General features: G+C 69.3%; 19 protein-coding genes. 8 read left to right on the top strand and 11 right to left on the bottom strand.

What is annotated here, in order from left to right; all coding sequences use genetic code 11:
- Positions 1-362 precede the first annotated feature (362 nt).
- Both pobA and FHR84_RS15345 read right to left on the bottom strand, forming a co-directional pair.
- Entirely contained in the window at positions 363-1,538 is a 1,176-nt protein-coding gene (gene pobA / locus FHR84_RS15340) for a 4-hydroxybenzoate 3-monooxygenase (RefSeq protein ID WP_179536186.1), read from the bottom strand.
- A gap of 453 nt (positions 1,539-1,991) precedes the next feature.
- Positions 1,992-2,816, bottom strand: a complete 825-nt coding sequence (locus FHR84_RS15345; protein ID WP_179536187.1) for an LLM class F420-dependent oxidoreductase — start codon at positions 2,814-2,816, stop codon at positions 1,992-1,994.
- 451 nt (positions 2,817-3,267) lie between these two features.
- On the opposite strand from FHR84_RS15345, the gene FHR84_RS15350 reads away from it, so the two are divergent.
- The 5 genes from FHR84_RS15350 (at position 3,268) to FHR84_RS15370 (ending at position 7,164) form a co-directional block, all read left to right on the top strand.
- Positions 3,268-3,759, top strand: a complete 492-nt coding sequence (locus FHR84_RS15350; protein WP_179536188.1) for a SigE family RNA polymerase sigma factor — start codon at positions 3,268-3,270, stop codon at positions 3,757-3,759.
- Complete coding sequence (locus FHR84_RS15355; RefSeq protein WP_179536189.1) at positions 3,756-4,799, top strand: NHL repeat-containing protein; 1,044 nt, start codon at positions 3,756-3,758, stop codon at positions 4,797-4,799. Before FHR84_RS15350 ends, FHR84_RS15355 begins: the two co-directional genes overlap by 4 nt.
- Positions 4,800-4,981: 182 nt before the next feature.
- Positions 4,982-5,626, top strand: coding sequence for a hypothetical protein (locus tag FHR84_RS15360; RefSeq protein ID WP_218862916.1), 645 nt, complete (start codon positions 4,982-4,984; stop codon positions 5,624-5,626).
- A 433-nt stretch (positions 5,627-6,059) separates the two neighbouring features.
- Positions 6,060-6,563 (top strand): DUF3145 family protein, encoded by a 504-nt coding sequence (locus tag FHR84_RS15365; protein WP_179536191.1) that lies wholly within the window; start codon positions 6,060-6,062, stop codon positions 6,561-6,563.
- A gap of 190 nt (positions 6,564-6,753) precedes the next feature.
- Complete coding sequence (locus FHR84_RS15370; protein ID WP_179536192.1) at positions 6,754-7,164, top strand: VOC family protein; 411 nt, start codon at positions 6,754-6,756, stop codon at positions 7,162-7,164.
- A 74-nt stretch (positions 7,165-7,238) separates the two neighbouring features.
- Here the strand turns inward: FHR84_RS15370 and FHR84_RS15375 are convergent, their stop codons facing one another.
- Entirely contained in the window at positions 7,239-7,940 is a 702-nt protein-coding gene (locus FHR84_RS15375) for an ABC transporter ATP-binding protein (protein WP_179536193.1), read from the bottom strand.
- Positions 7,937-9,025, bottom strand: coding sequence for an FtsX-like permease family protein (locus FHR84_RS15380; RefSeq protein ID WP_179536194.1), 1,089 nt, complete (start codon positions 9,023-9,025; stop codon positions 7,937-7,939). The genes FHR84_RS15375 and FHR84_RS15380 overlap by 4 nt, the downstream gene beginning before the upstream one ends.
- A 240-nt stretch (positions 9,026-9,265) precedes the next feature.
- On the opposite strand from FHR84_RS15380, the gene FHR84_RS15385 reads away from it, so the two are divergent.
- The 3 genes from FHR84_RS15385 to FHR84_RS15395 all read left to right on the top strand — a co-directional run bounded on the left by FHR84_RS15385 (position 9,266) and on the right by FHR84_RS15395 (position 11,847).
- The gene (locus tag FHR84_RS15385) at positions 9,266-10,471 is read left to right on the top strand and encodes a sensor histidine kinase (protein WP_179536195.1); all 1,206 of its coding nucleotides are present in this window, start codon (positions 9,266-9,268) and stop codon (positions 10,469-10,471) included.
- A complete protein-coding gene (locus FHR84_RS15390) occupies positions 10,468-11,103 on the top strand; it encodes a response regulator (protein ID WP_179536196.1) in 636 nt (211 codons plus the stop codon). Before FHR84_RS15385 ends, FHR84_RS15390 begins: the two co-directional genes overlap by 4 nt.
- 144 nt (positions 11,104-11,247) lie before the next feature.
- The gene (locus FHR84_RS15395) at positions 11,248-11,847 is read left to right on the top strand and encodes a hypothetical protein (RefSeq protein ID WP_179536197.1); all 600 of its coding nucleotides are present in this window, start codon (positions 11,248-11,250) and stop codon (positions 11,845-11,847) included.
- A gap of 86 nt (positions 11,848-11,933) precedes the next feature.
- Here the strand turns inward: FHR84_RS15395 and FHR84_RS15400 are convergent, their stop codons facing one another.
- From FHR84_RS15400 to FHR84_RS23325, 7 genes are all read right to left on the bottom strand, one after another.
- A complete protein-coding gene (locus FHR84_RS15400) occupies positions 11,934-13,370 on the bottom strand; it encodes a carboxyl transferase domain-containing protein (protein ID WP_179536198.1) in 1,437 nt (478 codons plus the stop codon).
- Positions 13,371-13,488: 118 nt separating this feature from the next.
- Positions 13,489-14,736 (bottom strand): beta-ketoacyl-[acyl-carrier-protein] synthase family protein, encoded by a 1,248-nt coding sequence (locus FHR84_RS15405; protein WP_179536199.1) that lies wholly within the window; start codon positions 14,734-14,736, stop codon positions 13,489-13,491.
- Positions 14,733-14,972 (bottom strand): acyl carrier protein, encoded by a 240-nt coding sequence (locus FHR84_RS15410; protein ID WP_017973905.1) that lies wholly within the window; start codon positions 14,970-14,972, stop codon positions 14,733-14,735. The genes FHR84_RS15405 and FHR84_RS15410 overlap by 4 nt, the downstream gene beginning before the upstream one ends.
- Before the next feature lie 65 nt (positions 14,973-15,037).
- Positions 15,038-16,021 (bottom strand): beta-ketoacyl-ACP synthase 3, encoded by a 984-nt coding sequence (locus tag FHR84_RS15415; RefSeq protein ID WP_179536200.1) that lies wholly within the window; start codon positions 16,019-16,021, stop codon positions 15,038-15,040.
- Complete coding sequence (locus FHR84_RS15420) at positions 16,018-16,965, bottom strand: acyltransferase domain-containing protein (RefSeq protein ID WP_179536201.1); 948 nt, start codon at positions 16,963-16,965, stop codon at positions 16,018-16,020. Before FHR84_RS15420 ends, FHR84_RS15415 begins: the two co-directional genes overlap by 4 nt.
- A gap of 252 nt (positions 16,966-17,217) precedes the next feature.
- Positions 17,218-18,435: a PucR family transcriptional regulator gene (locus tag FHR84_RS15425; protein WP_179536274.1), complete on the bottom strand. Its 1,218-nt coding sequence runs from the start codon at positions 18,433-18,435 to the stop codon at positions 17,218-17,220.
- Positions 18,436-18,509: 74 nt separating this feature from the next.
- Positions 18,510-18,782: a DUF3263 domain-containing protein gene (locus FHR84_RS23325; protein ID WP_179536202.1), complete on the bottom strand. Its 273-nt coding sequence runs from the start codon at positions 18,780-18,782 to the stop codon at positions 18,510-18,512.
- Position 18,783 lies beyond the last annotated feature (1 nt).

The raw sequence follows: 18,783 nt of genomic DNA on the forward strand, positions 1-18,783 counted from the left end.
TGTCCCAAGTGCGGGTGACGCGTGACCACGCGGAAGGCCCGCCGCAGTGGCGACGGCCCCCGAACGGGAACCCGCCGAGGAACGGTAACCGCGGAGCAGACCACACGTTCGCTTTCCGCGGTTACCGCGTGAGGAGCTCCACGTCCCGGGGCCGGTGGTGCCCGACACCGGGTGGCGGCCCGCACGACGTCGGGCCTTCCTCGCGGGAGCGCAACGGGAGAACCCGCGGCGGTACCGATGGGCGGTGTCGAACGGGCACACCGGGACTCGGCGAACTCCTCCTGATCCGCCGGGCAGCTGTGCGCGCCGGATCCCGGTGCGCGGTGACCGCGCTCGGCAGGACGGGCCCCGGAAACAGCGGATCAGACCGCGGCCAGTCCCACGTAGTTCTCGGCGAGGGTCGTGGCGGCCGCGTCCGAGGAGCACAGGTAGTCGAACTGGGATCGTTGCAACCGCCGGTCGTAGGCGGAGTCCGGTCCGTCGAAGCGGTGCGTCATCGAAGTCATCCACCAGGAGAAGTGCTGTACCCGCCACACGCGGCGCAGGCACTCCTGGGAATAGGTCTCCAGCCCCGTGGTGCTGCCGTTGTGGTACCGGTCGGTGAGCGCGCGTGCCAGCCGGTCCACATCGGCCACGGCGAGATTGAGCCCCTTCGCTCCGGTGGGCGGAACGATGTGCGCCGAATCCCCGGCCAGGAACAGCCTGCCGTAACTCATCGGTTCGGTGACGAAGCTGCGTAGCGCCGTGATGTTCTTGTCGATCACGGGGCCCTCGCGCAGTTTCCAGTCCGGTGTGCCCAACCTGGTCTGCAGCTCTTCCCAGATTCGTTCGTCCGGCCACTGCTCGATCGGGTCCCGCGGATCGCACTGCAGATACAGTCTGCTCAATTCGGAGGAACGAAGACTGTGCAAGGCGAACCCGTTGGGATGGTTCGAATAGATCAATTCCTCACTGGACGGTGCCACTTCGGCGAGTATTCCGAGCCAGCCGAACGGATAAACTCGCTCATAGGTGGTGCGGACCGAATCGGGAACAGCATTCCGGCACACTCCGTGGAAACCGTCGCAACCGGCCACGTAGTCGCAGCGCAGTTCCCGCGTGCTCCCGTCGGAGGTGAAACGCACGACCGGTTGCTCGGTGTCGATCCCGTCGACGGAGACGTCCGAGACCTCGTAGTAGACCCGGCCGCCGTCCCTCTCCCTGCGGTCCGCGAGGTCCTTGACCACTTCCTGCTGGCCGTAAACGGTGATGGTACGGCCACCTGTGAGCTCGCTGAGCGGGATGCGCAGGCGCTCCCCGTCGAACTGAACGTTCACCCCGTGATGCGGGTGCCCCTGCTTCTCCAGGCGCTCGGCCACGTCGGCGTCCCGCAGCACGTCGACGGTGCCCTGCTCGAGAACCCCCGCCCGCACTCGTTGCTGCACGTACTCGCGACTGCGGCGCTCGAGCACGACGGAATCGATTCCCTGCAGGTGCAGCAACTGGGACAGCAGCATGCCCGCCGGTCCCGCTCCCACGATCGCGACCTGGGTGCGCATTCCATACTCCCCTCTTCGGATGCGGCCGATTCAGCCTCTCAGTTACGAATGCGAATTCAGCCACAATGCTTCCGCTCAGCGGAAGCCGACGGGTGGTTCGTGCCGAAGCGTTTCGTGTTCGAAAGGAAACCTCGAGTGGCCGAAACGTCGTGTGCGGCACAACCGTGCGCGGATCGGAGAATTAACGTGCGGCCGTGTGTTCGCGCGCGGCATTCCGCGTGGGGCAGGGGTATTTCGGGGGTTTCCCGGGTGAGGCACGCCGCGGCGCCGGGCGGATGCGAATTGTGGTGCTATGTCTTTTTCCTGCGCGGAGGGGCGAAAACTGTTCCGGTGCCGTGTTCGTCGTCGCGGAGGAGCCCCGCGTGCGGGAAAGCCCCGTATCCGCCGGAGACGGTTCGGATGCGGGGCCCGCCCGGCGGGGGCAGTCGGAGGGCCGGCTGCTTTCCCGGAGCTTCAGAGGGACTTCCGGGCCAGTTCGGCGAACCGGTCGAGGTGACGCAGCGTCGAGTCCCTGTCGACGGTGGGCAGGTAGAACAGCACGCGGTCCACTCCGGCACGCGCGTACTCCTCGACGGAGGAGGCGTCGTCGCCCGCCGCGTAGAGGGACACCGGAACACGCCACCCCGCCCGGTCACGCACCCGCGCGATGTTTCCGGCCAGGTCCTCGGTTCCGGCGCGCGGCAGCCACCCACCGCCGTACTCGGCGACACGCTCCACCGAGCGCTCGCTCTCACCGCCGACGTAAATCGGTGGATGCGGCTGCTGAACCGGCTTCGGCCAGCAGTACGAAGCCTCGATGTCCACGTGGTCGCCGTGGAACTCGGCGACCTCCTCGGTCCACAGCGACCGGATGGCCCTGATGCGCTCGTCCATGAGGGCGCCGCGGTGTCCCGGATCGGTGCCGTGATTGCGCATCTCCTCGCGGTTCCAGCCCGCGCCGACGCCGAGGATCGCCCTTCCGCCCGAAACGCGGTCCAGGCTCGCGACCTCCTTGGCGGTGATGATCGGATCCCGCTGGATCATCAGCGCGATCCCCGTTGCCACGAGCAGGTGGTCGGTGGCCACGGCTGCCGCCGTCAGACCGACGAAGGGATCCAGCGTCCGGTAGTAGTGCCGCGGCAGATCGGTTCCGCCCGGGTAGGGGGTCTGCCTGCTGCTGGGGATGTGCGTGTGCTCGGCCAGAAACATCGCGTCGAAACCGCGCTGCTCGGCGGCGACGCCCAGCTCGGCCGGGTCTATTCCCTCGTCGGTGACGAACGTGGATATACCGAACTTCATGGGTGCTCGGCGCCGGAGCCGGCGCCTCCCTCCTAACGAGTGCTTCGTTTTCCGGCACGTGATCGGTGGTGTCCGTGGACGAGGACACGGCGGACCTCCCCGCAAGGGAGACGAGCGTGTCCACGGGCCGGGGTACCCGGTGCGACGGTTCACCATGCGTTGTCGAAGTTGCTTCGCTCGCGGTGTCGCGGGTGTCCGCCCGGCACCACGACAGGCGAGCACCGGGAACAACGGTGATTCGCCTGGTCTATTCCCGCACCGGGTAAGATCACAGTTCCATTCCGGGATGTCGCCGGTTCGACTCGTCGGCGTGCCGACGCGCTGTGACGCGGGGCGACCGACCGTGACGTGCCGCCGTCGGAGGAGCGGGGGCGCGTCGGTGTCGTTTCGGAGTGTGCCGGTCGAGACGTTGCTGCCCCGCCCGGCGTAGTCGGACGACGGACTGACGGACATGGATGAGCTGACGGCCGAACTCGTAGAGCTTTACCACGAGCACTACCGCGAACTGTTGCGGACGGCCCTGCTGCTCGTCGACGACAGGTCCGCGGCCGAGGACGTGGTGCAGGACGCGTTCACGCGCGTGTTCGATTCGAGGGCCCGCCTGCGCGATCGGGAGAAAGCGTTGGCCTACCTGAGGCAGACCGTGCTCAACAGGGCACGGTCGCTGCTGCGCAGGCGGCAGGTCTCCAAGCGCTACCAGCACCGGCTGGTACAGCGTGAACCGGCTCCCGACGAGAGCGTCCGAGGAGTGGACCGGACCGTTCTCGCCGAGGCGCTCGCCCGGTTGCCCCGTCGTCAGCGCGAGGCCGTGGTGCTGCGTTACTACGCCGACTTCAGCGAGGCTTACACGGCGGAAATAATGAAGGTGACTCCGGGGGCGGTGAAGTCCTACTGCTCGCGCGGAGTCGCGCGGTTGTCGAGTTTGCTGAGGGAGCGTGTGTGAAGGAACGAGACACCGCCCCCGATGAGAGTTCGGACGAGCTCCTGCTGCGCGCGGGGCTGCACGCCCTCGTCGAGGACGTCGAACCGGAACGGGACTCGCTGGCGAGGTTGCTTTCCCGGCGACGTCGTCGGTCGGTTTTCCGGTCGGTGGTCGTCACCACCGGGGCTGCCGTGGCGACGACGGCCGTGCTGCTGTTCGTGCTGGTGGTTCCGAGCGGCACGAAAACGGCGGGCACCGACCCGGTAGGTCTCGCCCCGGACAGCTATGTCACTCAGTTGCGTGATGGCGTACTGGCTTCGGTCTCGATCGAATCGGACCGGGTGCTTCGGCGGCTCGGAAGGCTCGACGGTGCCGTCACCGAGATCGTCACCGACCGCGAGCGGGTCTACGCGGCCCGCGAAGAGGGGGGAGTCGTGGTCGCCACCCCCGAGGGGACGATTCGTCCGCTGGAACGACTCGACGGGGGGATCACCGTGGACGCGCTGGCCGCGTCCGACGGTCGGGTAGCGGTGGCCAGTGGGAATCGCGTGCTCGTGCTCTCCGAACGGGGTGTGCGACGGCTCGTGCTGCCCGCGGAGCTGATCGCGCGGGACGTGGCCGTCGATGCTTCGGGGCGGCTCGCGCTGGCCGTGGCGCGGCGTGGAGCGGAGAGCACCACCGAACTGCGGCTGGCCGGCGTCGAGGGCGGTACGACACGTCCGGTCGACGTGCCCGGGGTCTCCTGCGCTCCGCTGAGGGTGGCGTGGACCTCGGCGGGGCTCGCAGTCCTGCGCCGCGTCTCCTGCTCCGGAGGCGGGGACGTGCGGGTAACCACGCTGGATCCGGGGAGCGGCGCCACGATCGGAGGCGGGGCGCGCTTCGATCCGGGAGTCGCACCGGACGCGGTGGACCGGCTGCGGATGACCGGTGACTCGGCCGATCGGTTGCTGGTGTCCGGTCCCGAACGACGCAACCGGTTGGTGGATGGCGGCGAGGTCCGCTCCCTGCCCGCCGTGTGCACGCCGGAGGAGGGATGTCCCCGGGTCGCCGCCGCCATGTGAGCCGATGCTCCGCCGCGGCCGGAACGTGCCGGCCACCGAACGTGTTCGGAACACGCCGCTGATCGGGCAATGGACCCGCGGGCGTTCCTCCGGTGAAGATCATCGTGGTACAGCGATTCCCGATCGGCGGAGGGGTGCTTCACGTGCGCGCACATTGGTGGGAGGTTCTCAGGCTGTGTCGTGTGGCGGGGCGGCGTCCGTACTGGCAGCACGCGGCGGCCTTCGTCGTCTCGGTGTGGACCCTGTGGTGGATAGGGGGGCAGTTCCTGGTCCCGGAAACCGCTCCCTCCGCGTTGGAGATCTGGACGAGTCTGCTCGAACGCGCGGGGCTGCCGGACGTCTCCTGGAGCGACCGGGTCGTGCGGGCCTGGGGACAGGCCGGGAGCGTGCTGGCCGTTTTCGGCGGGTTGTTCTGGGCGGCCACCACGGAACGCGGGCAGACCCCGGCGCTGGTCGGTTGGGTGGCGGTGATGCTCTCCTCCCAGTACCTCGGTTATCAGTCCTCCGTGGTCACCGCTCTGCTCGCCATGGTCGGGTTCGTGTTCGTGCTCTGGGTGATGTCCTTGGCCAACGGCCGGTTCGTGGACAGGTATCCCAGGTTGTTGCCCGCCGACGTCTTCCGCGCGGGAGTCACCGCTGCCACGCTCTCGGCCGTCGTTCCGCTGTACGCCCCGGCGATCGTGCTGTTCAGGCTGTTCCGCCCCTACTTCACCCGCGCACCGCGGATGCTGTCCGCCGTGCCCGGTGACGGGCGGCAGCCCGCCGTGGGCGGCTGGAGCAGGGTGGCGAAGGACTCCGCGGAAACCGAGGTGGACGAGCCCGCGTAGCGTTGAGGCGGCGACGCTGTGCCCACCGGGCGGAGTTCCCGGTCGTCGGAAGCCCCGCGGCGCGTCGCACCCGTCCCGTGGCCGATGCGGGGCGGGGAGTCCCGGGAGGGGACACGCAGTGGATATGTCACCTTTCGTGTGTTGTTGATTCGCGGGCAGCGCTGCGGTTTCTGTCCTTTGTGGTTTGAGCGAGGAACGGTCGTCGCGCGGCGAGGAGCGTCCCGAACTGCTGTTTTCCGGTAATCGGATGGCGGATGCCGGGGCACGATCCGTGTGATTCGTCCCGGGGTTCGTCCTTTGAGGACTTGTTTCCGCCCGTTCGGGCCGTGAGAGGGGCGTGCGGAAGCACGCTTGTTGTGATCGACTGGGATGTGACGAACTTCGCTTCGAGGTCGTGGTGAGACGTCCCTCGTGGCACAGGCGGAGGTCCACAGTGAGCACGTCCGAGCTTACGAGCGGTGTGGTCTACATCCACTCCGCACCCGGCGCGGTCTGTCCGCACGTCGAACGGGCGATCGCGGGCGTGCTCGACACCCGCTGCGCGCTGCGTTGGACGGCTCAGCCCGCCGCTCCGGGGCAGCTGCGGGCCGAGTACGTCTGGTCGGGCGCGCCGGGAACGGGAGCCCGACTGGCCGCGGCGCTGCTGGCGTGGCCGATACTGCGGTTCGAGATCACCGAGGACCCCAGCGCGGGCGTCGACGGGGAGCGCTTCAGCCACGTCCCGGATCTCGGGCTGTGGCGGGCCCGAACCGGAGCCAACGGCGACATCGTGGTGGGGGAGGACCAGCTACGAACCCTCGTCGGCGAGTGCCGGGACGCCGAGTCCTTCCGGCACCGGGCCACGGAACTGCTGGGCGGTTCGTGGGACGAGGCGCTGGAGCCCTTCCGGAGCTCCGGGGAAGGTCCTCCGATCGAACGGCTGCACAGCGTCGGTTAGCGCCCGCGGGGCGTTCCGCCCGGTGCGCTCGCTTTCCGGCGGCGAGCGTCGGGCCTTTCTGTCAGCATCCTTGCATCGGCGTTCTCCGAAGCCGGAAGCAGCGTGGGGTGAGCTCTACCCGCCGGCGGGCGTTTCGGCAGGCCTGCGCTGTCGGTGACGGGGCGGCGCAGCACTCGAACGGGGGATACCCATGAGTACGAAACTTTTTCTGAACCTTCCGGTGAAGGACCTGAACAGATCGGTCGGCTTCTTCGAGCGGCTCGGCTTCTCGTTCGACCCGAACTTCACCGACGAGTCGGCCACCTGCATGATCGTCGGCGACGGCATCTTCGTGATGTTGCTTACCGAACCCTTCTTCGAGACCTTCACGCGGAAGAGCGTCGCCGACGCGAACAGCACGACCGAGGCCATCACCTGCCTGGGTCTGGAAAGCAGGCAACGGGTGGACGAACTCGTGGACGAGGCGTTCGAGGCCGGAGCCGGAACGGCCAACGAGGTCATGGACGAGGGATTCATGTACCTGCGCAGTTTCCAGGACCTCGACGGCCACATCTGGGAGGTCGCGTGGATGGACCCCGAGCAGGTGGTTCCGGGAGGGTGAGGGGCCGTGCGGTGGTTCCCCGCCGTGGAGCGGGAAACCACCGGCGTCAGGGCCCCGAGCTCCGGGGACGCCGGTCATCCGGACGTCGCGGGGTTCGCCCCCGCGTCGCCTCCGGTGAGCTTTCCGTCCCTGATCGAGACGTGCCGGTCCACCCGGTCCAGGTACTCCGTGTCGTGCGTGACCAGGACGGTGGCCACCTCGTACCGCCCGGTGACATCGGCCAGCAGCTCCACGACGTTCGTCCCGCTGACGTGGTCCAGCGCAGCCGTCGGTTCGTCGACCAGCAGCACCTTCGGCCGGGACATCAGAGCGCGGGCTATGTTGACCCGCTGCCGCTCTCCCCCGGAGAGCCGGTGCGGTCTCCGGTGCTGTTTACCGGCCAGGCCCACCGCGGTGAGCAGCTGTACGGCGGTGTCCCGCGTCTTTCGCGGGGGTCGCCCGCGCATGTGCTGGGTGACCTGCAACTGCTCGGTGGCCGTCAGTGAGCCGATCAGGTTCGGCTGCTGGAAGACGACTCCGATGCGCTCCAGGCGCAGCCGGGTCGCGGCGGAGCGGGGCAGGCGCGCGATGTCGGTGTCCCCTACGGACACCGATCCCGTGGTCGGACGCAGCAGTCCGGCGGCCACGGCGAGCAGGCTCGACTTGCCGGATCCGGAGGGGCCGGTGACCGCGAGCAGTTCGCCCGGCCGGACGTCCAGGGAGACGTCGTCCAGTGCGGTCGTGCTCAGGTCCCCGTCCGGGTAGGTCAGGTTGATCTCGTTCATGGTCAGGCTCATCGGCCGGCTCCCAACGCTGTGAGCGGGTCCACGGAGGTGATCCGCCGCACCGCCAGCGCGGCACCGACCGTGCCGAGCAGGATCATCGCCAGTACGGGGAGCAACGTGGTGGAAAGGGTCAGGTTGAACGGAACGGTTCCCGAGGCGAGGGCGCCAAGTGCGACCCCGGCCGCGCCCCCGGACCCCGCGCCGAGCAGCAGCACGACCAACGACTGGGCGAGCGCGTCGCGCAGCAGGTAGCCGGTCGATCCGCCGAGTGCTTTCAGCACGGCCACGTCCCCGCTGCGCTGGATGGTCCAGACCGTGATGAAGGCTCCCACCACGAGTGCCGAGATCGCGTAGAGCAGCCCCTGCATCATCAACAGCGACCCGTTCTCCGAGGAGAACGACCCGATAGCCGTGAGGCTGCCACCGACGGTGGCGGAGACGGTGCGCGCGGCGGAGTCCACCGCGGGCAGGTCGGCGGCGTCGTTCGCGTTCACCGCGAGCACGGTGCCCAGCGGTGCCCGCGTCCCCGCCGTCCGGTCGGGGCGCAGCTCGTGCCAGGTGTCCAGTGTGGTCCAAACCACCGGGGTGTGACTGTAGAAGGCGTCCGCGGTGACGCGTTCGACCGTGAGTTCGCCGGCCCCGGTCGACACGTGGTCCCCGGCGGAGAGGTCCCGTTCCGCGGCGAGAGAGCGGCTCAGCACGACCCCTCCCGCGGAGATCGTTCCGGGGGCGGCCGGTGCGCCGGGTGGGACTCCGAAGACGGTCGCCGCGGCCTCTCCACCGTCCGGTGTGCCCAACCGGGTCGTGCTGATGCCGAGCGGGGTGACATCACCGACTCCCCGCGCGTCGCTCCAGACCGCGCGCTGTCGCTCGGTCACGGAGCTCTCCGCGAAGGACCTCTCGGGCCGTTCCGAGCCCGTTCCGCCGAACACCAGGTGCGTGGCGGGGAGGTCCTTGATAGCCGAGGTGGATCGATCCGCCAGTCCCGAGGTCAGCCCGGAAAGCAGCACGATCAACAGGGTCATCAGCAGGACGACCGACCCCATCAGGGTGAAGCGCCCCTTGGCGAAGCGGATGTCTCGGATGGCGACGAACACGGATCACTTCTCTCCTCGTGCTGTGGATTACCGTTCCACTGTCGCCCGGGAACCCGGCGTCGCCATCGCGCCGGAGTTCGAGATCCGCGTGCCGTGAGGTTGAGTCGCGAGTCAATCGAACGATTGATGCGTGAGACGTGCCCGTCCGTGGAACCTGGTGGTGGCGAGTGCCCGAGGCCTGTGACGTCACCGGGACGCTGTTCGGATACCCAGTCCGCCCGCTCGAGAGGTGACACGCTGTTGACCGGAGACGATCCGGCGGAGTCGATGGTGCTGCGGGGCCTGAGAGCCGCCCTGCACGCGGGGTTCTACCTGCTGCTCGGTATCGCCGCCACACGGTTGTTCGAGACGCGCGACGCCGGGACGCTGACTGCTGTGGCCCTGTGCGGTGCGGTGGTGCTGGCCGTGCTCTACGCGGCGGGGGCGTTGCCCCCGCACCGGACGTACCCTCGGTGGGTCGCTCTGCTCTGGCTGGCGGGCGTGACGGTGCTGTGGGCGCTGTTGCTGGCGGCCAGCCCGGATTTCTCCTGGGTGGCCTTCCCGCTGTTCTTCCTGCACCTTCACCTGCTGCGGTGGACGCACGCGGTGGTGGCCGTCGCGGTCGTCACCGGGCTGGTGATCTCCACGCAGCTGTTCCACGCGGACGGTTTCAGCGTGGCCATGGTGCTCGGACCGACCCTGGGGGCGGTGTTCGCCGTGGTCGTGGCCTGGGGATACGCGGCCATCCACGCGGAGAGCCAACAACGCCGCGATCTCATCGCGGATCTGCGCGAGACCAGGGCCCAGCTGGCCACCTCGCAGCACGAGGCCGGGGTCGCGGCCGAGCGCGAGCGGCTGGCCCGGGAGATCCACGACACCATCGCGCAGGGGCTGTCCAGCGTGGTGCTGCTGCTGCGCGCCGCGGAGTCCGCCCTCCCCGAGGAGGAGACGGCGCGTTCCCGGATCGCCGAAGCACGGCGTACGGCTTCGGAGAACCTGGAGGAGGCACGCGGGTTCGTCCGTGAGCTCAGGCCACCGGCCCTGCACGAGGCCGGGCTCGCCGAAGCGCTGAGCAGGCTGTGCGAACGAACCGAGCGGGAGTCCGGCCTGCGCTGTGACCTCAGGCTGGACGGCACGCCGGTTCCGCTTCCCGCCGAATACGAGGTGGCGTTGTTGCGGGCGGCCCAGGCCAGCCTGTCCAACGTCGTTCGACACGCGCGGGCCGACACGGCGATGGTGACCCTGGGATATCTGGCGACCCGGGTGACCATGGACGTCTACGACGACGGGGTGGGATTCGACCCGGACACCCTCGGGAAGTCGCGCGTGGACGGCACCGGCTTCGGGATGCCCGCGTTGCGGGAGCGGATCACCCTGCTCGGTGGTGAACTGGACGTGGAGAGCTCAGAGGGGGACGGCACCGTGGTCGCGGTGCGACTGCCTCTCGGTGAGGAGGTGTACCGGTGAGCGAACCCCTGCGCCTGCTGCTCGTCGACGATCACCCCGTGGTGCGCCGGGGACTCCGCGCCATGTTCGAGGACCGGTCCGACATGCTGGTCGTGGACGAGGCCTCCGACGGGCGGGCCGCGCTGGACATCCTGCGGAACACGGTCGTGCAAGTGGTGCTGATGGACCTGCGGATGAAGTCCGGGATGGACGGTGTCACCGCGACGAGGGAAATCACCGCGCTGCCCGAGCCCCCCGCCGTGCTGGTGCTGACGGTCTACGACACCGATGCGGACATCCTCGCCGCAGTGGAGGCCGGAGCGACCGGCTACATGCTCAAGGACTCCCCGCCGGAGCAGCTCTGCGAAGCGGTCAGATCGGCGGCGTTGGGGGAAACGGCGCTGGGCCCCGACGTCGCTGCTCGTCTGTTCGACCGGTTGCGCGCTCCCACCGAAGCACTGAGCCCGCGCGAGGCGGAGATTCTGCGGTTGCTCTCGCAGGGGTTGTCCAATCGGGCGCTGTCGCGGGAGCTGTTCATCAGCGAGGCCACGGTCAAGACGCATCTGGTGCACATTTTCGACAAACTGGGGGTGGACAACCGCACGGCCGCGATCAGCACCGCCCTGCAGCGCGGGATCATCCGCACCGAATGACTCCTGTTGACGTTATCCGCCCCGGACGGGGCCCTCGCTCGGCGAGACCTCCCGCGGTCTCGTGAGCGGGTGCCCGACATCGGGTTCGGCGACCGGGAGATCCGTCCCGTCGGACTCCGGAGGGGCGTATGGCACGCTCGTCACGTGCCACCGAAAACCGGGTTCCGCCGCTGGGGCCGGCTGCTCTGGGTCGTTGCCCTCACCGCCGTGGTTTTGCTGTCCGCAGTGGGGGTCGGGTTGTGGGCCCGCACGCTCTACGGGACTCCCACGCCCTCCCACGCCCGGGTTCCGGAGATTCCGTCGTTCCCGAACGCCGCACAGGACGCTCCCGGCTCGAAGCGAGTGTCGCTCGAGGAGGGGGCGCGGAGCCATCCGGACAGCGGTGCGGTGCGGGACCTGCTGCAGCAGCACTTCGACGCCATCAACAAGCGCAATTACCAGCAGTGGCGCACCACCGTCGTGCGCGCCAAAAGGCTCAACCAGCCCTACGAGCAGTGGATCGACGAGTACGGCACCACCCAGGACGGCACGGTAACCGTGCACCGGATCGTCCGGGGCCCGGAGGGGACGCTGCGCCTGGTCATGTCCCTGGTCAGCACCCAGAGCGAGGAAGCCGCTCCGGAGGAGATGCCGCTGACCTGTCTGCGCTGGCGCGTGGTGTACCGGGTCGTGCCCGAGGACGGGGAGTTGAAACTCGGACAGGGGTTGCCGGACAGCTCGCTGACCAACCGCTGTGAAAGCTGACCGAGGTCGGAGGGTCGCCCGCGGAAGGTCGGCCCGCAGTCGAGCCGGGGCCCCGTCGAGCCCCGACCACGCGATCCCTTCCGGGGTTACAGCGGGATGTTTCCGTGGTCGCCGCGCTTGTCCGGCACGGCGTCCAGTGCCTGCGCGAGCCGCTCACGGGTGCTCGACGGGTCGATGACCTCGTCGACGACCCCGATCGAACGGGCCCGGTCGACGCCCCCGGCCACCCGCTGGTGCTCCTCGGCCAGCCGGTCCTGAAGAGCCTCGCGCTCCTCCTCCGGAGCGGCGGCGATCTCCTTGCGGTGCAGGATCCCCACGGCGGCACGAGCTCCCATGACGGCCAGCTCGGCTTCCGGCCAGGCGAAGACCGCGCTGGCGCCGAGCGAGCGGGCGTTCATGGCTATGTAGGCACCGCCGTAGGACTTGCGGGTGACGAGAGTGACGCGGGGGACCACGGCTTCCCCGAAGGCGTGGAGCAGTTTCGCGCCGCGGCGGACCACACCGCCCCACTCCTGGTCCACACCGGGCAGATAGCCCGGAACATCGACCAGCACCACGAGGGGGATGCCGAAGGCGTCGCACATCCGCACGAACCGGGCGGCCTTCTCGGCGGACAGCGAGTCCAGACAACCGCCCTTGCGAATCGGGTTGTTGGCCAGCACCCCCACGGTCCTGCCGCCGAGCCTGCCCAGTCCGGTGACCATGTTCGGGGCCCACTTGGCCTGGAGTTCCTCGAAGACGCTCGCCCCGGTCTCGTCGGTGTCCAGGATCCCCCGGACCACGGGTTTGACGTCGTAGGCACGTCGCGCCGTCTCGGGAAGCAGCGCACGCAGGTCCTGCCGGTCACCCGTGGTCCCGTGGTCGAAGCCGCCCTGGTCGGCGACCAGCCCGGTCACCCGGCGGGCACGCAGGTAGGCGTCCGGTTCGTCGGAGGCGACCACGTGCACCACGCCGGACTTGGAGCCGTGCGCCTCGGCGCCGCCGAGTCCCTCCTGGTCGATCTCCTCCCCGGTCACGCTGCGCACCACGTCGGGACCGGTGATGAACACCCTGCCGGCGGGGGCCATGACGACCACATCGGTCAGTGCGGGACCGTAGGCGGCTCCGCCCGCGGCCGGCCCGAGTACCACCGATATCTGGGGCACCCGACCGGAGGCCCGGATCATCGCCGCGAACACCTGGCCGACGGCGTCCAGGGCCTGGACCCCTTCGGGGAGCCGTGCACCACCCGAGTGCCACACCCCGAGCACCGGGCAGCCCTCCTCCAGCGCGGTGTCGATGGCTCCCACGATGCGTGAACACCCCGCGGAGCCCATGGCGCCGCCCTTCACCGTTCCGTCGGTGCAGTAGGCGACCACCGGAGAACCGTCGATACGGCCGCGCACGGCCAGTACGCCGCTGCTGTCCCGCTCGTACAGCGGGACCGCCGAATCGGCGTCCAGCAGCTGGGAAAGCCGCAGCTCGGGATCGCGAGGGTCCCAGTCGACGTCCGAGGTCTCGTGGTGGGAGGCAAGCGCTGTCACGGGTGCTCCGATGCTGACTGACGATGGGTGATGTCGGTTGCTCGTCGGGAGGGGTGTGCGGATTCCGCCCGTTGTGGCGACGAAACCCGCACACCGGCGTTTCGGATCCCGGTCGTCCTCACGCCCGGGTGAAGGCCAGCGCCACGTTGTGACCACCGAAGCCGAAGGAATCGTTGACCGCAGCGTTCAGCGTCTTCTTCCTCGGCTCGCCCGACACGACTTCGAGCTCGACCTTCGGATCGGGGTTGTCCAGGTTCCGCGTGGCCGGGATCACCCCGTTGTACAGCGAAAGCACCGTGGCGATGCTTTCCACCGCGCCGGCTCCGCCGACGATGTGTCCCAGTGCCCCCTTGGGGGCCGTGAGCAGCACGTGATCCCCGAGCGCCTTGCGGATGGCCGTGGCCTCTCCCACGTCCCCCACCACCGTGGCGGTGGCGTGCGCGTTGACGTGCTCGATGTCCGTGGTGGACAGCCCGGCCGTGCCCACGGCCGTGTTGATCGCGTTGATCTGCCCGAGACCCTCCGGGTGGGCACCCGTTATGTGATAGGCGTCGGCGGTGATGCCCGCTCCGGCGAGCCGGGCGTACACCCTGGCCCCCCTGGCCGCGGCGTGTTCGGCGCTTTCCAGCACCAGCACGCCCGAGCCCTCGCCCATCACGAAGCCGTCCCGATCGGCGTCGAACGGCCGCGAGGCGCCCTGGGGGTCGTCGTTTCGGGTGCTCAACGTGCGCGACTGCGAGAACCCGGCCACGGTGATCGGCCGGATGCAGGCCTCGGCCCCACCGGCGACCACGACGTCGGCACGACCAGCACGGATCATGTCGAGCGCGTTGGCCAGCCCCTCGGCTCCGGAGGCGCAGGCCGATGCGGGAGTGTGCACACCCGCCCTGGCCTTGAGCTCGAGGCTCACGTGCGCGGCGGGGCCGTTGGGCATCAGCATCGGCACCGTCAGCGGGGAGACCTTGCGCAGGCCCTGCGACTTCAGGACCTCGTGCTGGTCGAGCAGCGTGCTGGGCCCACCCACTCCGGTGCCGATGGAGACCCCGAGCCGGTCGGGGTCGACCGGTTGGTTCTCCTCGTCCGGCAGTTCGAACCCGGCGTCCGACCACGCCTGCCGCGCGGCGATGAGCGCGACCTGCTCACAGCGGTCCATGCGCCGCAGGCGAACCCGGGGGAGCACCTCGGAGGGCTCCACAGCGAGCGGCGCCGCGATCTTGGCGGGCAGCTCGTAGGTGTCGACCCAGTCCTCGGTGATCGTGCGGCCGCCGCTGGCACCGTTCAACAAACCGTCCCAGGTGGACGCGACGTCCCCGCCGAGCGGAGTCGTCGCGCCCATCCCGGTGATCACAACGTCCTTGGTCGTCATGCGTTCTTGACGATGTAGTCCACCGCATCGCCCACGGTCTTGAGGTTGGCCAGTTCGTCATCGGGGATCTTGACCCCGAACTTGTCCTCGGCCTGGACGGCGATCTCCACCATGGAAAGCGAGTCGATGTCCAGGTCGTCGACGAACGACTTGTCGACGGAGACCTCCTCGGCGTCGACACCGGCGACCTCTTCCACGATGGTTGCCAGGCCCTGGGTGATTTCCTCGTTCGCCACGTTCGGTCCTTCCTTTTCGAGTAGCTCGGTGCTCCGTGCCGGGGACCACCCCGGGGAGTCGGTGTTCACGGACAGATGATCACTTGGCCCGCGTAGGACAACCCTGCCCCGAAGCCGACCAGCAGCAGCACGTCACCGCTGTTCACCTCTCCGGCCGACCGCATGTGGTCGATCGCCAGCGGGATGGACGCGGCCGACGTGTTGCCGGAATGCACGATGTCACGGGCGACCACGAGGTCGTCACGGGCTCCCTGGTTCTGCAGTTTCCTGGCGATGGCCTCGACGATGCGCAGGTTGGCCTGATGGGCGACCAGGACATCCACGTCGGACAGCCGCAGACCGGCCCGTTCCACCGCACGGGTGGCCACGGGAGCCACTTCCGAGGTCGCCCAGCGGAAGACGGTCTGCCCCTCCTGGTAGATGTAGCGGTTCTCCCGCAGGTAGATGGTGTCCACCATGTCGCCCGCGCTGCCGAGCGTGGCCGGCCCGATGGACGGCTGCTCGGCGGGGGAGACCACGGCCGCGCCCGCTCCGTCGGCGAAGATGATGCAGTTCGCCCTGTCCTGCCAGTCGAGCCATTCCTGGAAACGCTCTGCCCCGATCACCAGGACGTTGCGCGCCGAACCGGCACGTATGAAGTCCGAGGCCGTGTTCAGGGCGTAGCAGAACCCCGCGCAGGCCGCGTTGAGGTCGAACGCCCCGGAGGCCTTGATGCCGATCCGGTCGGCCACCTGGGCGGCGGCGTTCGGGATCGGTCCCGGCATCGTGCAGGTGGCGATGATCACCTGGTCCACTTCGGCGGGGGACAGCCCCGCGTCGGCGAGCGCCTTGGAGCCGGCCTCGACGGCCATGCTCACCACGGTCTGGTCGTCCTCACCGAGCCTGCGGCTGACGATGCCGACACGCTGCTGGATCCACTCGTCGTTGGTGTCCACGATGCGTGCCAGGTCGTCGTTGGTGACGACCCGGTTGCCCTGCGCGCTACCGAAACCCACGACCCGCGTGGCGTTGGGGCCTTCGGTGAGGCTCAATGTCGACGTTTTGCTCACGAGTCGTTCTCCGAATCGGTCTGGCCGTGGGAGGCCAGCGCGTTCGCGGCCTTGTCCAGGTCGGCGGGTGTCTTCACGGCGACCGCCTGGGTGCCCTTGAGCTCCCGACGGACCATGCCCGACAGGGTTCCCGCGGGGGGGAGCTCGACCACGGACGTCACGCCGCGTTCGTCGAGCGTGGCCATGCAGGAGTCCCAGCGAACGGGCTGGGTGACCTGCTCGACCAACCTGCGCAGTATCTCCGTCCCGTCGGTCAGCGCGGCGCCGTCCGCGTTGGACAGCATCGGGCGCCGTGCGTTCTCCGGGGAGAGCTTGTCCGCGTGGATCGAGAGGGCCTCCCGCGCGGGGGACATGAACGCCGTGTGGAAGGCGCCCGCGACCGCCAGCGGACGCACCCTGCTGCCTTCGGGCGGGTCCGCGGCGAGTTCCTCGAGGGCGTCCGCACGCCCCGCCGCCACGATCTGTCCGGCTCCGTTGCGGTTGGCCGGCTGCAGACCGAGCTCGGACAGGCGGGGGAGCACGTCCTCCGGAGAACCTCCGAGCACCGCCGACATGCCGGTCGGTTCGAGAGCGCACGCCGCGGCCATTTCCCTGCCGCGCACCGCCGCGAGGGACATCGCGTCGGAGAAGCCGAGCACTCCGGCGAGCGCGGCGGCGGCCAGCTCGCCGATGGAGTGACCCGCCACGGGAAGGTCCCGCGGGAGGTCTCCCAGCTGCTTCTCCAGCCGTTCGGCCGCGAGCAGGGCGTTGGCCACCACCAGGGGTTGGGTTACCGAGGTGTCCTTGATCTCTTCGGCGTCCGCGGTGGTACCGAGCCGGACCAGGTCGAGACCGGTGATCTCGGACCACTCGGTCAGACGTTGCTCTGTTCCGTCCAGTTCCAGCCACGGTTGGAGCATGCCGGGCGTTTGGGCGCCCTGGCCGGGAGCTAGCAGCGCGATCACACTCAACACTGAACACGTTCGGGTCGGGTGCACGTGATGCCGACACCAACGAAGTCAGCCCGAAAAATTTGTGGAGATCCTACAAAACAGGCCTGTGATGCAACCGTTATTCAGGCGTGTGCGGTCGTTGACCACGACGAACGCGTGTGAAATGGGACAACAGCCTGTCCGATTCTCCGTTGCGTGAGCGAGCCTACACACCTCATGACGAGCGTTCCAAAACTCCGGTGGGGTTCCGTGTCGAACGCTCGTTCACCAGAGTCCGCGCGACTTGGCGAGCCTGCCCACCCCGAGCGCCACCCGCAGCGTGTGCGCTCCGCGGGGCGTCGAAGGGGTGCGGCCCGTGATCTCGGAGATCCGCCGCAGCCGGTAGCGGACCGTGTTCGGGTGCACGTACAGCTTGCGCGCACAGCTCTCCAGCACGCCGCCGACCTCGAGGTAGGTGTCCAGGGTCTCCATGAGAGCTCCCCCCGAATCGGTCAGCGGGAGCACGATCCCCTCGACCAGCAGCCGCTCGGCCTCCGGGTCCCCGGCCAACGCGCGCTCCGGAAGCAGGTCCTCGGAAGCCACGGGCCGCGGGGCGTCGGGCCAGGCCACCACCGCGCGCAGCCCCGACATGGCGTCCCCGGCCGAGCGGTGCGCCTCGGCCAGACTGGGAACCGTGGGGCCGACGACGACGGGCCCCTCCCCGAACGCCTCCGCGAGCGTGCCGGCCGGGTCCCGGACCGCGCGTCCGTCCGAGGCCTCGCCGAACACCACGACCAGCCTGGTTCCCTGCACACCGAGCAGCACCGACCTGCCGGCGCGGGCGGCCCTGCTGCGCACCTGGTAGACGATGCTCGGGGGGTCGTCGGAAGGAGCGCTGCCCACGAGCGCGGTGGCCTCCGAAGAGGGTTCCCACCCGAGCGCGGCGGCGCGGGAGAGCAGGGACTCCTCCGTGTCACCCCGGACGATCCCGTCGACGACGAGGGCTTCCAGCCGCGCGTCCCAGGCGCCCCTGGCCTCGGCCGCCGCCGCGTAGGAGGTGGCGGCGGCGAAAGCTATCTCGCGCGTGTAGCGCAGGATCGACTCCGTGAGCAGCACCCGTTCGGACTCGTCCTTGGCGAGGTCGGGAAGCTGCTGTTCGAACACGTCGATGGCCGTGCGGACCATCTCGAGCGTCTGGCGCAGGCTCACCCAGCGCGAGAGGTCCCGCGGGGCCGCGCGGAAGGCCTCGGCGGTGAGCCTGATGGCCTCGGTGGGGTCCTGCAACCAGGAGACGAAGTTGGAGACCCCGGTCTGGGTGACCAGCAGCACGTTGGAGCGCTGATCGGCGGGGAGTCTGGAGAACCACGGAAGCCGCTGTTCCATGGCGGTGATGCTCGCGGTGGCCAGGCCACCGGAGGCGCGTTCCAACCTGCGTAGGGTGCTGGCCGACAGCTCGGCTCTCGCCGAGCCCGAAGCGCCGCTCCCCTCGTCCCCGCCCTGCATGGTCACCAGGCTCGCACGCCCTGCCGAGGCCGGTTGTGGTGGTACGACGGGAGCGCTGCGGCGCGGGGGCTCGGTCAGCCCCGCGGTTCGCCGCGCTCGTCCTCCACGGGAGCGCGCGCGGGCTCGCTCGGGTCCCGCACCGCCTTGCTGTCCCGCACCCGCAGCAGCCTGTTGACGAGGGCGGGCGCCCGCTCGAGCGCCTCCGGATCGTCCAGCAGGCGGTTCAGCCGCTGGTAGTACCTGGTGGAGGATAAGCCGAACCGCTCCTGGACGAGCCGTTCCTTGGTCCCGGAGTGCCGCCACCACTCGTTCTCGAAGTCGAGGATGGCCCGGTCGGTGTCGTTCACC

Source organism: Actinopolyspora biskrensis, assembly GCF_013408175.1.
Lineage (GTDB): Bacteria > Actinomycetota > Actinomycetes > Mycobacteriales > Pseudonocardiaceae > Actinopolyspora > Actinopolyspora biskrensis.